Origin of the sequence: Micromonospora lacuserhaii (assembly GCF_036902735.1) — a bacterium.
Taxonomy (GTDB): Bacteria; Actinomycetota; Actinomycetes; order Mycobacteriales; family Micromonosporaceae; genus Micromonospora.
In genome coordinates, this window is record NZ_JBAKHO010000001.1 from 24,750 (window position 1) to 39,105 (window position 14,356).

Consider the following 14,356-nt stretch of genomic DNA (forward strand, 5'->3'; position numbering starts at 1 on the left):
CGGTCGTGGGCGCGGCCGGAGCGGGGGTCGCGCGGTCAGCGCGGACCAAGGGAACGTCACTACAAATTGCGACACATGTGCATACCGCTCGGGCGAGGGAGGATAGAGGGGTGCCCGAAGGCGACACTGTCTGGAACACCGCCCGCGTCCTGCAACGCGCGTTGGCCGGCGCCCGGCTGACCGGCTCCGACTTCCGGGCGCCGCAGCTCGCCGCGACCGACCTGACCGGCTGGACCGTCCGCGAGTCGGCCAGCCGCGGCAAGCACCTGCTGCTCCGGCTCACCGCCCCGGCCGGCGCGTCCGGCCTCCACGGCACGCCCGACCGCGGACGGGACTGGACGCTGCACTCGCACCTGCGGATGGACGGCGCGTGGCGGGCGTATGCGCCCGGTGAGCGGTGGGCTGCCCGACCGGCGCACCTGATCCGGGTGGTTCTCCGCTCCGCCGGCGCGGTCGCCGTCGGCTACCACCTGCACGAGCTGGCGTTGATTCCGACGGACCAGGAGGAGTCGCTGGTCGGGCACCTCGGTCCCGACCTGCTCGGCGCGGACTGGGACCTGGCCGAGGCGGTCCGCCGGCTCGCCGCGCACCCCGAGGCCACCATCGGCGAGGCGCTGCTGGACCAGCGCAACCTGGCCGGGGTGGGCAACCTCTACAAGTGCGAGGTGCTCTTCCTGCGCGGCGTCTCCCCGTGGACACCGGTCGGCGCGGTGCCCGACCTCGCCGGCACGGTGGCCCTGGCGCAGCGACTGCTCGCCGCCAACCGGGGCCGCTGGACGCAGAGCACCACCGGCTCGCTGCACCGCGGGCAGACCAGCTACGTGTACGGCCGGCGCGCCCAGCCCTGCCGCCGCTGCGGCACGGCGATCCGCAAGGAGGAGTTGGGCGAGCGGGTCACCTACTGGTGCCCGGTGTGCCAACCCGAACGGTCCTCACCAGCCACGACGTCGGTCTGACCCGACGCCGTCGGACTGCCGGGACGGCACCGGAGATACGGACGATTGGGTAATTCCCATCCATCGCCACAGGTCGCATGCTGCGGTTGAGTGCTCACCGTTCGTCACCGACGGGCGCGACCACCCGCCACGCCGGGGTGGTGGTCGTCGTGCCCCGATCCCGGGGAGAGCCATGGCCCTGTTCCGCAGACTGCGCCCCAGCTGGGCGGACCGCGCGGTCCGCGCCGATCGCGTCGAGGGACCGACCATCCCGGCGGCGCGGGCCGCCGAGGTGACCGTCCCCACCCCGGCGAGCCTGGACCCGGCCGCCGTGCCGCGCTGCTTCGGCCCGGTGCCGAACTTCGCCAGCAGCCCACTGCCGGTGCGCGACGTGCACGGACGGGTGGTCCCCGGCAGCGGGCTGCGCAAGTTCGTCGACGCGCTGCCGCTGCCCGGCCCGCTGGGCCGCAACCAGCTCGGCGGCCACCTGCCGGTCGCCGTCCCGGACACGATCAGCTACCCGGGCTGCGACTACTACGAGATCGGGGTACGCGAGTACCACCAGCGGCTGCACCGGGACCTGCCGACCACCCGGCTGCGCGGCTACCGGCAGCTCAACCTCGGCACCGACCCGGACGGGCACAACACCGTCGCCCCGCCGGAGCGGCCGTACCACCTCGGGCCGATGATCGTCGCGCGTCGGGGCCGCCCGGTCCGGATCAAGTTCATCAACCAGCTTCCCACCGGCCGGGCCGGCGAGCTCTTCCTGCCGGTCGACCCCACCGTCGCCGGGGCGGGCATCGGCCCGCTGGACGGGCCGGCGCCGTACCCGCAGAACCGGGCCGTGCTGCACCTGGCCGGGGCGCAGACCGGCTGGATCAGCGCCGGCAACCCGTGGCAGTGGATCACACCGGCCGGCGAGATCACCCCGTACCCGACGGGCGTGGGGCTGCAGCACGTGCCGGACATGCCGCACCCGGGCGCCGGGGCCACCACGCTCTACTACCCGAACGAGCAGAGCGGCCGGCTGATGTGGCTGCACGACAACACCCTCGGCCTGTCCCGGCTGACCGTCTACTCCGGTCAGCTCGCCCCCTACCTGCTCACCGACCCGGCCGAGGAACGGCTCGCCGCCGACGGGGTGATCCCCAGCGAGCAGGTCCCGCTGGTGATCCAGGACCGTACCTTCGTCCCGGACGACGCCCAGCTCGCCGCCCAGGACCCGACCTGGGACCGGGTCCGGTGGGGCGCCCGGGGCAACCTCTGGCACCCGCACGTCTACCAGCCCCGGCAGAACCCGTACCGGGAGTCGGGGCGCAACCCCACCGGCCGCTGGGACTACGGCCCGTGGCTGCCCGGACGGGACGCCGCCGACGGATCCGGCCCGGTGGAGAACCCGCACCACGACCCGGTGGCCACGCCGGAGGAGCCGCCGTACACCCCCGGCGTGCCGCACCCGGCCGCGGTGCCCGACGCGTACGGAGACACCCCGCTGGTCAACGGCACCGCGTACCCGTACCTGACGGTGGCGCCGAAGGCGTACCGGTTCCGGATCCTGAACGCGTGCGCGGACCGCAGCCTCAACCTCCAGCTCTACCGGGCCCGCTCGGACGGTCCGATGTGGCGCCCCGACGGCGCCCTGGCCGACGCCGGCGCCGGGGAGGTGCCGGTGGTCGAGGCGGTCCGCGCCCCGGGACGGCCGGCCGACTGGCCCGTCGACGGCCGCGACGGCGGGGTGCCGGACCCGCGGGCCGCCGGGCCGCGCATGATCCGGATCGGCAACGACGGCGGGCTGCTCCCCGCGCCGGTGGTGGTGCGCAACCGGCCGGTGGGTTTCCGGTACGACCGCCGCGACCCCACCGTGCTCAACGTGGACGGGCACGCCCTGCTGCTCGCCCCCGGCGAACGGGCCGACGTGGTCGTCGACTTCTCCACCGTGCCGCCGGGCTCGGTGCTGATCCTCTACAACGACTGCCCGGCGCCGCTGCCCTGCTTCGACCCCCGGTACGACCACCACAGCGAAGCGCCGGACCGCACCGCCGAGGGCGGGCTGCCCGCCAGCCGCCCCGGGTACGGCCCGAACACCCGCACCCTGCTCCAGATCCGGGTGGCCGGCACACCTGCCCCGCCGTACGACCTGGCCCGGCTGGCCGAGCGCCTGCCCGACGCGTACGCGGCCAGCCAGCGCCCGCCGATCGTGCCGCAACCCGAGTACGACGAGGCGTTCGGCACCCGCACCGCCCGCCGGACGGTGGTGCCGGCGCACGCCACCTCCGTCAGCTTCACCCCGATCGGGGCGGCCGCCCCGGTGACCCTGCCGATCGAGGTGAAGACGGTCGGCCACGTCTTCGAACCGGAGCACGGGCGGCTGGCCGGGCGGCTCGGCGTCGCCCACCCGTACGCGGGCCCGCTCGGCCCGTCCTCGCTGCCGCTGGGTCCGGCGGACCCGGCGACGGAGATCCTGGTGGCGACCGACCCGGCGGTGCCGGTCGGCGCGCCGGCGGACGGCACCCGGCTGTGGCGGATCAGCGGGACCGGCCGGCAGAGCCACCCGGTCCGGATCGAGGGCTGCGATGTGCAGCTGGTCAACCGGGTGGGCTGGGACGGCACGGTCCGGCCGCCGGACGGCGGCGAGCTGGGCTGGAAGGAGACCGTCCGGGTCGACCCGGCGGAGGACGTGGTGGTGGCGCTGCGGCCGGTGGTCCCGCCGCTGCCCTTCAAGATCGGTGACAGCGTGCGGCTGCTCGACCCGACCCGGCCGGCCGGCGTCCGGGTCGGCTCCACCCCGATCAGCCCGCTGGACGGGCGCCCGGCGGCGGTGGTGAACCACCTGGTCAACCTCGGCTGGGAGTACCGCTGGTCCAGCGGCGCGGCCGGCCTGCGCGACCTGGGGATGAGCCGTCCGCTGGTGGTCCGGGTCGCCCCGAAGGCGCCGACCGGGCTGACCGCCACGCCGGTGCCGGGTTCGGCGACCGCGCTGCCGGGGATCGCGCTGGCCTGGACCGGCAACGGCGCCCGCCCGCCGGCCACCAGTCACCTGCTCCAGCGCGCCACCGACGCCGGGTTCACCGAGGGGGTCACCGCGATCACCGTGGCGGCCGCCGCGACCCGGTACACCGACGCGTCGGTGACCCCGGGCGTGACGTACCACTACCGGATCCGGGCGGAGAACGCGGTGAGCTGCTCGGCCTGGTCGAACAGCGTCCCGGCGTCGGTCCGGCTGACTGCGCCGAGCGGGCTCGCCGCGGTGGTCCCGCCGGCCGCCCCGCTGCGGGTCGCGCTGCGTTGGGTGAACCGTTCCTTCGCCACCGGCATCGACGTGCAGCGGGCCACCAACCCGACCTTCACCAGCGGGCCGGGCACCACCGCGGTCGGGGTGGCGGACAACCACCTGGACCCGGCTGTCGCCCCGGACACCACGTACTACTACCGGGTGCGCACCACCTACCTGGGGGCGGCGTCACCCTGGTCGACGGTGGCCGCGGTGACCACGCCGCCGGTGCCGGCCACCCCCACCTCGATCTCCGCCGCTCCCAGCGCGGCGGGTCCGGACACCGCGACAGTGGTGCTGAGCTGGGCGGCGGTCGTGCCGACCGGGCCGGGTTCCGGATTCGTCGTCCAGCGGGCCCTGGACCCGGCGTTCCGCCGGGAGCCGGCCACCTTCACGGTGACCGGCCGGGGCTTCACCAACACCGGGCTGGCCCGGGGCGTGACGTACCACTACCGGGTCCGCGCGTTCAACGTGGTGGGCAGCTCGCCGTGGAGCGGGCAGGTCCCGGTCGCCACCCCGTGAGGGGCGGACGTTCAGCGGGCCGGGCTGCGCAGCGGGTCGCCCACGGCGCGCAGCTCGGCCAGCGCCGAGGCCACCCCGTGCAGCAGGTCGGTCGCCTCGGTCAGCCGCGAGGCGGCCGGGTCGGTGCTGCCCGGGTGGGCGTCCTCGGCGATGTAGCCGGCCGCCGCGACGACCAGCCCCTCGTAGGCGGTCACCCCGGTCTCCAGCTGGTCGAGCAGGGCGCGGTGCGCCTCGGCGAGCCGGGCCCGGGACTCGGCGGGGGCGAGCCGGACGGCGCGTTCCACGCTGGCCACCCGGCCGGCCAGGTCACGCAGGGAACGGTCCGCGGCGGCGGCCTCCAGCACCGCCGGCTCGGCCAGCCCGGTGAGCCGACCGGCCATCCCGGCCAGGGTGAGCGCCGCCCGGTCCAGCCGGGCCCACGCCTCGGCGGCGGTGGTGCCGCGCAGGGCCAGCCGGGACCGGAGCCGACGCGCCTCGGCCAGCACCCCCGGGCCGACCGGGAGACGTTCCACGGCGGCCACCAGCCGGGCCCGGGAACGGGCGGCGGCCTCCGCGGGGTCGAGGGCCGGTGGGGCCGGCCGGGCGGCGAGGGCCCGCAGGTCGATCCAGCGCCAGGCGGCCAGGGCCACCGCGCTGCCCGCGGCGCCCGCCCAGGCCGCGTCGGGCAGACCGAGCCCCGCGTACGGGGTCAGCACGGCGGCCGCCCCGCCCAGGCCACCGGCCAGGACGCTCCACCGTCGGGCGGAACGCCGCAGCCGGCGCAACCGCCGGAAGTGTCGTGTTCGCTCGTCCGCCACCCGCGTACCTCCTCGAACCGTCCGCTCAACCGGCGGCGGTGGTGTCCCCCGTGCCGCGGTCCCGGGTCAGGCTGGCCCGGATCTCGTCCAGCCGCGCGGTGGCGGCCGGGTCGGCGGCCGGCGCCGCCTGCTGGGCCGGCTGCTGCTGCACCGCCGGTCGCTCCTGCGGGCCGGCGAGCTGCTCGCCGGCCATGCTCGCGCGGATCTGCTCGAGCCGGGACGACCCGGCGCTGTCGAGGGTCGACTTCTGGATCTCCAGCATCCGCCCCTCGACGGAGTTGCCGGCCAGCTCGGCCCGGCCCATCGCGTTGGCGTAACGGCGCTCGATCCGGTCGCGGACCTCGTCCAGCGACGGGGTGTTGCCGGGAGCGGTGACCGCGGACATCGACTCCAGCGAGCGGGCCACGCTCTCCTGCATCTTGGCCTGCTCCAGCTGGCTGAGCAGCTTGGTGCGCTCGGCGAGCTTCTGCTGGAGGATCATCGAGTTGTTCTCGACCGCCCGGCGGGCCTGGGCGGCGGCGCCGAGCGCCTGGTCGTGCAGGGTCTTGAGATCCTCGGTGGCCTGCTCGGCGGAGACCAGCTGGGTGGCGAGCACCTGGGCGGACTGCTCGTAGCGGCCGGCCTCGGTCTCGTCGCCGCGGGCCCGGGACTGGTCGGCGAGGACCAGTGCCTGCCGGGCGTTGCCCTGGAGCCGCTCGACCTCCGACATCTGCCGGGAGAGCTTCATCTCCAGCTGGCGCTGGTTGCCGATCACGGCGGCCGCCTGCTGGACCAGCGCCTGGTGCTGGCGCTGCGCCTCCTCGATGGCCTGCTGGATCTGCACCTTCGGATCGGCGTGCTCGTCGATCTTGGCACCGAAGAGCGCCATCAGGTAGTGCCAGCCCTTGACGAACGGGTTCGCCATCTCCGAAGTATCCCCTCAGTAGCGTCGCTGCGCCTCGACCAACCGTCGGCCACGCGGAGCGTGCTCCCATCGTCGCAGCCGGACGCCAGGGCGGCGAGCCGTACCACGGGAGTGCCTCCGCACAGCCTGCGATCAACCCTACGCGGCGGGGGCCACCCCGGCCATGGGCCGCAGCCCCTGCGCGCTCAGGCGGCGCAGACCACGTCCCGCTCGCCCGCGCGGACCCGGGTGCTGCGCAGGGTGGCCTTCAGCGGCGAGTCCTGGCGGACCGAGACGGCCACCTTGCCGTCGGAGGTCACCTGGCGTACGCCCCGGTTGGTAGCCTTGCGCACCGCGGCCCCGGCCGGCACCGGCGTGGCCTCGGCCGGCTCCTCCTGCATCGGCATCAGCACGCCCGGCATCTGCTCGGCGAGGGCGACGGTGTCGCTCACCTCGCGCAGCAGCTCGGAGAGGCGGGCGCCCAAGGCGTCGCAGATGGCGGCCAGCAGCTCGCTGGAGGGCTCCTTCTGGCCGCGCTCGATCTCGGACAGGTAGCCGAGGCTGACGTTGGCGGCGGTGGAGACCTCGCGCAGGGTGCGGTGCTGACCCTGGCGGCGCGCCCGTAGTGCGTCACCGATCACCCGGCGTAGCAGGACCATCGCACCTCCCCCTGACGGGAAACCTCTGCCGGCGGCCGGTCGCCCGCGCCGGACGCGGGGATCCGCTCCGGCGCCGACGTCGAACGCCGGAGCCTTCCCGCAACCGTACCCGTTGCCCGGCCCCGCGACATCCCACCCCGGCCGTCGGATCCGGTCGGCCCGGTCACCGGCTGACCGCCGCAGCGGCAGCGGGACCGGCCGGCGTCTCCTCGTCGGCGGCGTGGATCCGCTCGGCGAGCAGGCGCAGCGCCTCGATCACCGCGGCGGCGCGGATGTGGTCCCGGCCACCGTCGAGGTCGAGCCGGCGGACCACCGCGCCGGTCGGACCGGCCGTCGCGACGTAGACCAGGCCGACCGGCTTGCCATCCTGCGGTTCCGGCCCGGCCACGCCGGTGGTGGCCAGCCCCCAGTCGGCCCCGCAGCGCCGCCGTCCGCCCTCGGCGAGCGCCACCGCCACGTCCGGGTCGACCGGCCCGCGCTCGGCCAGCAGCTCCGCCGGCACACCGGCGAGCTGCGACTTCAGCTCGGTGGCGTAAGTGACCAGGCCACCCCGGTAGACGCCGCTGACCCCGGCGATCTCGACGATCGAGGCCGAGAGGAGGCCACCGGTCAACGACTCGACCGTGGCCAGCGTCTCGTGCCGCTCGTGCAGGCTGTGCACCACCGCCGCCGCCGGGCTCCCGGCGGGCCGCTCGTGCTTCGCGTCCGTTCCCATGCCCCGCTTCCCTTCCCCGCCCACCCCGCCCTACTCATCCTGCGCCCGGATCGGTCGATCATGGGGTGATCCCCCCGACCCGCCGGGCCGGGCGGCGGCAACTTCGTGATCAACGAGCCGACGACGCGGTGGACGCGGTGGACGGTCAGGGGCGGGGGCGACGGAGGCGCAGGGCCTGGGCGATGTAGTCGAAGCCGGTGACCACCGTGACGATGACGGCGGCGGCCATGATCCAGGGGCCGACGACGGCCAGGGCGGCCGGCATCGGCCAGAGGTACCAGGTGATCGCCAGGATCTGGAGCGCAGTCTTGATCTTGCCGCCACGGCTGGCCGCGATCACCCCGTGCCGGATCACCCAGAACCGCAGCGCGGTGATGCCCAGCTCACGGGCGACGATCACCGCGGTGACCCACCAGGGCAGCCGGTCGTACCAGGAGAGCAGCACCAGGGCGGCGCCGGTGAGCGCCTTGTCGGCGATCGGGTCGGCGACCTTGCCGACCGAGGTGACCAGACCGAACCGGCGGGCGATCCAGCCGTCCACCAGGTCGGTCACCGAGGCGACCACGAAGATCAGACAGGCGGCGAGCTGCCAGCCGGCGTGGATCATCCCGGAGACGATCACCGACGCCGCGAAGACCGGCACCAGCACCAGCCGCAGCAGGGTCAGCGCGTTGGCCGCGTTGCGCACCGGCACCCGGGGGACCACCGGCGCCGACTCCGTCGCCCCGGTCACGGCCGCACCCCGTTCCGGCCGTCGTGGCGTACCTGGCACCGCACCACGTGGCTCCCTCGCTCCCTCCGGACCCGCCGTCACCGCTCCGCGCCGGGCGCCGCCGAGATCATCTCATCCGGCACGGCGATCAGGTCGACGCCCTCGGTCGCGGTGACCGTGGCCCGCACCAGGTCGCCCGGGCGCAGCGCGGCCAGGTCGACCCCGCCGCCGACCGGCGCGACCAGGGTGGTCGAACCGTCGACCTCGGGCGCCTGGTGGGCCGCCCGCCCCTCGGCCACGCCGCCGTCGACCGTGTCGACCAGCACCTCGACCGTCGAGCCCAGCCGCTCCTCGGCCCGCTGCGAGCAGAGCTCGTCGGCGAGCGCGCTGAGCTTGTCGTAGCGGCGCTTGATGGTGGCGGCGGAGACCTTGCCGGGCAACCCGGCGGCCTCGGTGCCGTCCTCGTCGCTGTAGTCGAACATGCCGATCGCGTCGAGCCGGGCCTCGGTCAGGAACCGGACCAGCTCGTCCACGTCGGCCCGGGTCTCACCGGGGAACCCGACGATGAAGTTGCTCCGCGCGCCCGCCTGCGGGGCCAGGGCGCGGGCACCGGCCAGCAGCTCCAGGAACCGGTCGGTCGAGCCGAAACGGCGCATCCGGCGCAGCACCGGCTCGCTGGAGTGCTGGAAGGACAGGTCGAAGTAGGGAGCCACGCCCGGCGTGCTGGCGATCGCCTCGACCAGGCCGGGCCGGGTCTCGGCGGGCTGGAGGTAGCTGGCCCGGACCCGGACGATGCCGTCGATCGCGGCGAGCTGCGGCAGCAGCTTCTCCAACGCCCGCGGGTCGCCCAGGTCCTTGCCGTAGGAGGTCGAGTTCTCGCTGACCAGCACCAGCTCCCGGACGCCGGTCTTGGCCAGCCACTCCGCCTCGGCGAGCAGCTCGTCGGGGGTACGGGAGACGAAGGCGCCGCGGAAGGCGGGGATGGCGCAGAACGCGCAGCGCCGGTCGCAGCCGCTGGCCAGCTTGAGCGAGGCGACCGGACCGGTGTCGAGCCGGCGGCGCAGCACCTGGCGCAGGTGGGCCGGGGTGTGCTCGTCGGTCTCCATCGTGCCCCGGGTCGGGGTGCCGTGCCCGGGCAGCGAGACCGCCTGGTCGCGGCGGGAGACCGGGGTCAGCGGGAGCAGCTCGCGCCGGTCCCGCGGGGTGTGCGCGACGACCGCCTCGCCGGCGACGACCGCGTCGAGCCGGGCGGAGATGTCCGGGTAGTCGTCGAAGCTGAGCACCGCCTGCGCCTCGGGGAGGCTGTCGGCGAGCTGGCGCCCGTACCGCTCGGCCATGCAGCCGGCGGCGACCACCTTCGCCCCGGTGTCGGCCGCCGCGAGCAGGGTCTGGATGGAGTCCTGCTTGGCCTTCTCGACGAAGCCGCAGGTGTTGACGACCACCACGTCGGCGCCCTCACCGTCGGTGGTCACCTGCCAGCCGTCGGCGTGCAGCCGGGCGGCCAGCTCCTCCGAGTCGACCTCGTTGCGGGCACAGCCCAGGGTCAGCAGGGCGACACGGCGGCCGTCGGCGGCGGAAGCGGAGGTGGCAGACACCATCCGAGGGTACCGGGCCGGCCGGCGCGGGCCGGCAACGGCGGGCCGCGGCATAGGCCGGCTCACATCCCCGGGCCGCCCCGCCCGGCCGCGCCGGCCGCCGCGGGCCGCGTCAGACGGCCGCCGCGCCGACCCGGACCAGCCGGTCGAGCAGGGCTACCTCGGTGCCGGCCAGGCCGGTGGAGCAGAAGACCGAGATCTGGCCCGCGCCGGTCCGGCCCGGGACCGCGCCGGCCAGCACCGCGCCCAGGTCGCGCAGCCGTTCCGCGTACGGCGGGAGCGCCGCCAGCATCGGCGGGACGTACCCGGCCGCCTGGGCCGGCGAGTCGGTGACCAGCAGCTCGGCGGCGTCGAGCAGGTCGGTGCCGAACTCGTGCCGGTCGACCTGCTTGAAGCCGACGGTGTTGACGTGGGTGCCCGGGGCGAGGTCGGCGGCGTCGAGCACCGGGCTGGTGGCGGTGGTGGCGACCACCACCACGTCGCGGTCGCGGACCGCCTCCCGGGCGCTGCCCACGGCGCGGGCCGGCACGCCGAGCTCGGCGCGGACCCGGGCGGCGAACGCCTCCCGCCGGGCGGCGGAGCGGCTGTGCACGGTCACCTCGCGCAGCGGGCGCACGGCGGCGGCGGCCCAGACCTGGGTCCACGCCTGCCCGCCGGAGCCGATCACCCCGAGGGTGGCCGCCTCGGGCCGGGCGAGGACGTCGACCGCCACCCCGCCCAGCCCTCCGGTACGCCGGGAGCCCAGCTCCTCGCCCACGGCCACCGCCCGCACCGCCCCGGTACGCCCGTCGTGCAGCACCACCACCTGCTCGCCCCGCGGGTGCCCGAAGGTGTCGTAGGAGCGGTAGCCGTACCAGTCGCCGGTGTGGTGGCCGGCGGTGAGCACCATCCGACCGCCGCCGAGCGGGGCGGCCACCCGGGGCGGGGCGACCAGTCGCCCGGCGTGCGCGGCCAGCAGCGCGTCCCGCATCGCCTCGACGGTCGTGGCGGCGTCGAGCGCGGCGGCGACCTCCCGGTCGGTGACAAGCAGGGTCATGGGCCCATGTTGCAACCTGAAGCTGACTTCAGCTCCACCCAGGGTGGGAGAGATCACCCTCCGCCGCGCACCCCGCTGCTAGCGTCGGCCGGGGCGGCCCCAGCCGTCCCGAACGAGGTGATGCCCGATGGCCTGGATCGTGCTGGTGGTCTCCGGACTGCTGGAGACCGCGTGGGCGGTCTCCCTCGACCGCAGTGCCGGCTTCAGCCGCCCGCTTCCCACGGTCGTCTTCGTGGTGACCCTGGTGCTCAGCATGCTCGGCCTGGCGTACGCGCTGCGGGAGATCCCGGTCGGCACCGGCTACGCGGTCTGGGTCGGCATCGGCGCGGTCGGCACCGCGCTGGTCGGGATGCTCGCCCTCGGCGAGTCCGCCAGTCTCCCCCGCCTGCTGTCCCTGCTCCTGGTGGTCGCCGGCGTGATCGGCCTCAAGCTCTTCCACTGAGCCACAGGAATGCGGCGCCACGCGCGATGGGCTCATCGGCTTGGATCACCCTGCGTTGCCCATCGGCTTCGCCACTCAGCGTCATCACGGACCCGAGACCGACCACCACCTCTTGAGGCTTTGCTCTGCTGCCCTATCCGCAACACTGCACTGAGCTGCGGAACGTCCGGGAAGGACGCCGCGCTTCTCGACGCGAGACCGGGACGCTGAGTGACTGTTGCGTGGGGTGCAGCAGAGCAAAGCGTGCGAGGGAGGCGGCCGACTGTCGTCGCGGGAGCACGCAAAGTGACCGCCGGTCGATCGCGGCCGGCGGATCGGCGGTCAGTCCCCGCCGCCGCGGAGGCCGACCAGGACCTCCTCCAGTTCGTCCGGCTTGACCAGCACGTCGCGGGCCTTGGAACCCTCGGAGGGGCCGACCACGCCGCGGGTCTCCATCAGGTCCATCAGCCGCCCCGCCTTGGCGAAGCCGACCCGCAGCTTGCGCTGGAGCATCGAGGTCGAGCCGAACTGCGAGGTCACCACCAGCTCCACCGCCTGCACCAGCAGGTCCAGGTCGTCGCCGATGTCCTCGTCGGTCTTCTTCTTGCTCTCCTGCGCCGGGGCGAGCACGTCCGGGCGGAACTCCGGCTCACGCTGGTCCTTGCAGAACTTCACCACGTCGGCGATTTCGCGCTCGGTCACCCAGGCGCCCTGGATCCGGACCGGCTTGGACGCGCCCATCGGCAGGAAGAGCCCGTCACCCCGGCCGAGCAGCTTCTCCGCGCCGGGCTGGTCCAGGATGACCCGGGAGTCGGCCAGCGAGGAGGTGGCGAACGCCAGCCGGGACGGCACGTTCGCCTTGATCAGGCCGGTGACCACGTCGACCGAGGGGCGCTGGGTGGCCAGCACCAGGTGGATGCCGGCGGCCCGGGCCAGCTGGGTGATCCGGACGACCGAGTCCTCCACGTCGCGTGGGGCGACCATCATCAGGTCGGCCAACTCGTCCACGATCACCAGGAGGTACGGGTAGGGCCGCATCTCCCGCTCGCTGCCCGGCGGGGCCTTGATCTCGCCGTTGCGGACCTTGCGGTTGAAGTCGTCGATGTGCCGGACCCCGTTGGCGGCGAGGTCGTCGTAGCGCATATCCATCTCGCGGACGACCCACTCCAGCGAGTCGGCCGCCTTCTTCGCGTTCGTCACGATCGGCGTGACCAGGTGCGGGATTCCCTCGTAGCCGGTCATCTCGACCCGCTTCGGGTCGATCAGCAGCAGCCGGACCTCGTCCGGGGTGGCCCGGGTCAGGACCGACACCAGCAGCGAGTTCAGGCAGGACGACTTGCCGGCGCCGGTCGCCCCGGCGATCAGGATGTGCGGCATCTTGGCCAGGTTGGCCACCACGAAGCCGCCCTCGATGTCCTTGCCGAGCGCCACCACCATCGGGTGGTGGTCGCTGGTGGCCGCCCGTGAGCGCAGCACGTCGCCGAGCGCGACGTTCTCCGGGTCGGTGTTCGGGATCTCCACGCCGACCGCGCTCTTGCCCGGGATCGGGCTGAGGATCCGCACGTCGGGCGACTTCACCGCGTACGCGATGTTGCGGGAGAGCTGGGTGATCCGCTCGACCTTCACGCCGTGGCCGAGTTCCACCTCGTACCGGGTGACGGTCGGCCCGCGGGTGAACCCGGTGACCGCGGCGTCCACGTCGAACTGGTCGAACACGCCGGTCAGCGCGGCGATCACCTCGTCGTTGGCCTTGCTCCGGGTCTTCGGCGCGCTGCCGCTGCTGAGCATGTTGGCCGGGGGCAGGGTGTAGTCGCCGTCCATCGCGCTGAGCGCGAGCTGCTCGGCGCGGGTCGGCGGCGGCGAGTGCTCCGGCGGCTCGACCGGCTTGCGGCTGGCGGGCACCTTGCCCGGAGGCTTGCGCGGCAGCACGATGGTGTCCTGGAGGTCGACACCCTCGTAGTCGTCGTCGAGGTCGTCCGGGTCCAGCGGCGGCGGCGCGGTCTTCTTCGCCGGGCGGCGGCGGGCCGGCTTCGCGGCCGACTCCTCCCCCTCCTCGGGCGCCCCGGGCGGGGCGACCAGCGTGCCGGCCAGCAGCCCCAGCCGCTCGGGGATCTTGTTGATCGGGGTGGCGGTGACCACCAACAGGCCGAAGACCAGCAGCAGAATCAGCAGCGGCACCGCCACCCAGGCCGTCACCGCCGCCTTCAGCAGGTCGCCCACCCCGGCACCGACCAGGCCGCCGGCGTAGTCACGCTGCACCGGGTCGACCGGGTCCTGTCCGATGTGCAGCATCGCCGCGGTGGCGATCAGCATCGAACCCCAGCCCACCAGGCCACGGCCGCGATGCGCCGGGTCGGCCGGGGTACGCATCAGCCGCCAGGCGCCGATCATCAGCAGCACCGGCACGACGATCGCGATCGCGCCGAGGAAGAGTCGCACGGTGTCGGCCAGCCGGGCGCCGAGCGGACCCGCGCCGGAGAACCAGATGGCCACCCCGCTGAGGATGGCGAGGCCGAACAGCAGCAGGCCGCCGCCGTCGCGGCGGTGCTCCGGATCGAGGTCGCGGGCGGAGGCGACCTGCCGGCCGGCGCCGCGCACCGCCCAGCCGACGCCGTGCGCCAGCCCCAGCCACAGTGCACCGACGGCCCGGCCGACGAGGACCGCCGGCCCGGGACGGGACGCGGTGCGCCGCCGGGCCGGGGCCCGGGTGGTCTTCTTCGCCGGCTGGCGGGCACGACTGTTCGTGGTGCCGCGCGGCGACGCGCCGCGCCGCCGGCTCGCCTGAGAGGTACGGCCCGCCATACAGTCAC

The 14,356-nt window shown here is 74.9% G+C and carries 11 protein-coding genes; 3 read left to right on the plus strand and 8 right to left on the minus strand.

The window, feature by feature from the left end:
- Positions 1–110: 110 nt before the first annotated feature.
- Positions 111–956 (plus strand): DNA-formamidopyrimidine glycosylase family protein, encoded by an 846-nt coding sequence (locus V6U81_RS00115; RefSeq protein WP_334482516.1) that lies wholly within the window; start codon positions 111–113, stop codon positions 954–956.
- A gap of 172 nt (positions 957–1,128) precedes the next feature.
- Positions 1,129–4,728: a hypothetical protein gene (locus tag V6U81_RS00120; protein WP_334482518.1), complete on the plus strand. Its 3,600-nt coding sequence runs from the start codon at positions 1,129–1,131 to the stop codon at positions 4,726–4,728.
- A gap of 11 nt (positions 4,729–4,739) precedes the next feature.
- Here V6U81_RS00120 and pspM read toward each other — a convergent pair whose 3' ends face one another.
- The 7 genes from pspM to V6U81_RS00155 form a co-directional block, all read right to left on the minus strand.
- Positions 4,740–5,525, minus strand: coding sequence for a phage shock envelope stress response protein PspM (gene pspM / locus V6U81_RS00125; RefSeq protein ID WP_334482520.1), 786 nt, complete (start codon positions 5,523–5,525; stop codon positions 4,740–4,742).
- 25 nt (positions 5,526–5,550) lie between these two features.
- Positions 5,551–6,429, minus strand: coding sequence for a PspA/IM30 family protein (locus tag V6U81_RS00130; RefSeq protein WP_334482522.1), 879 nt, complete (start codon positions 6,427–6,429; stop codon positions 5,551–5,553).
- Between the two features lie 185 nt (positions 6,430–6,614).
- Positions 6,615–7,067: a helix-turn-helix domain-containing protein gene (locus V6U81_RS00135; RefSeq protein WP_334482524.1), complete on the minus strand. Its 453-nt coding sequence runs from the start codon at positions 7,065–7,067 to the stop codon at positions 6,615–6,617.
- A 163-nt stretch (positions 7,068–7,230) separates the two neighbouring features.
- Positions 7,231–7,782: a CinA family protein gene (locus tag V6U81_RS00140; protein WP_334482527.1), complete on the minus strand. Its 552-nt coding sequence runs from the start codon at positions 7,780–7,782 to the stop codon at positions 7,231–7,233.
- Between the two features lie 145 nt (positions 7,783–7,927).
- The gene (gene pgsA, locus V6U81_RS00145; RefSeq protein ID WP_334482530.1) at positions 7,928–8,515 is read right to left on the minus strand and encodes a CDP-diacylglycerol--glycerol-3-phosphate 3-phosphatidyltransferase; all 588 of its coding nucleotides are present in this window, start codon (positions 8,513–8,515) and stop codon (positions 7,928–7,930) included.
- 77 nt (positions 8,516–8,592) lie between these two features.
- Positions 8,593–10,092: a 30S ribosomal protein S12 methylthiotransferase RimO gene (gene rimO, locus V6U81_RS00150; protein WP_334482532.1), complete on the minus strand. Its 1,500-nt coding sequence runs from the start codon at positions 10,090–10,092 to the stop codon at positions 8,593–8,595.
- A 109-nt stretch (positions 10,093–10,201) separates the two neighbouring features.
- On the minus strand, positions 10,202–11,125 hold the full coding sequence (locus V6U81_RS00155; RefSeq protein ID WP_334482534.1) for an ornithine cyclodeaminase family protein: 924 nt from the start codon (positions 11,123–11,125) through the stop codon (positions 10,202–10,204).
- 127 nt (positions 11,126–11,252) lie between these two features.
- Here V6U81_RS00155 and V6U81_RS00160 point away from each other — a divergent pair, with 127 nt between their 5' ends.
- Positions 11,253–11,567 (plus strand): DMT family transporter, encoded by a 315-nt coding sequence (locus V6U81_RS00160; protein WP_334482537.1) that lies wholly within the window; start codon positions 11,253–11,255, stop codon positions 11,565–11,567.
- Positions 11,568–11,888: 321 nt separating this feature from the next.
- Here V6U81_RS00160 and V6U81_RS00165 read toward each other — a convergent pair whose 3' ends face one another.
- Positions 11,889–14,348: a DNA translocase FtsK gene (locus tag V6U81_RS00165; protein ID WP_334482539.1), complete on the minus strand. Its 2,460-nt coding sequence runs from the start codon at positions 14,346–14,348 to the stop codon at positions 11,889–11,891.
- Positions 14,349–14,356 lie beyond the last annotated feature (8 nt).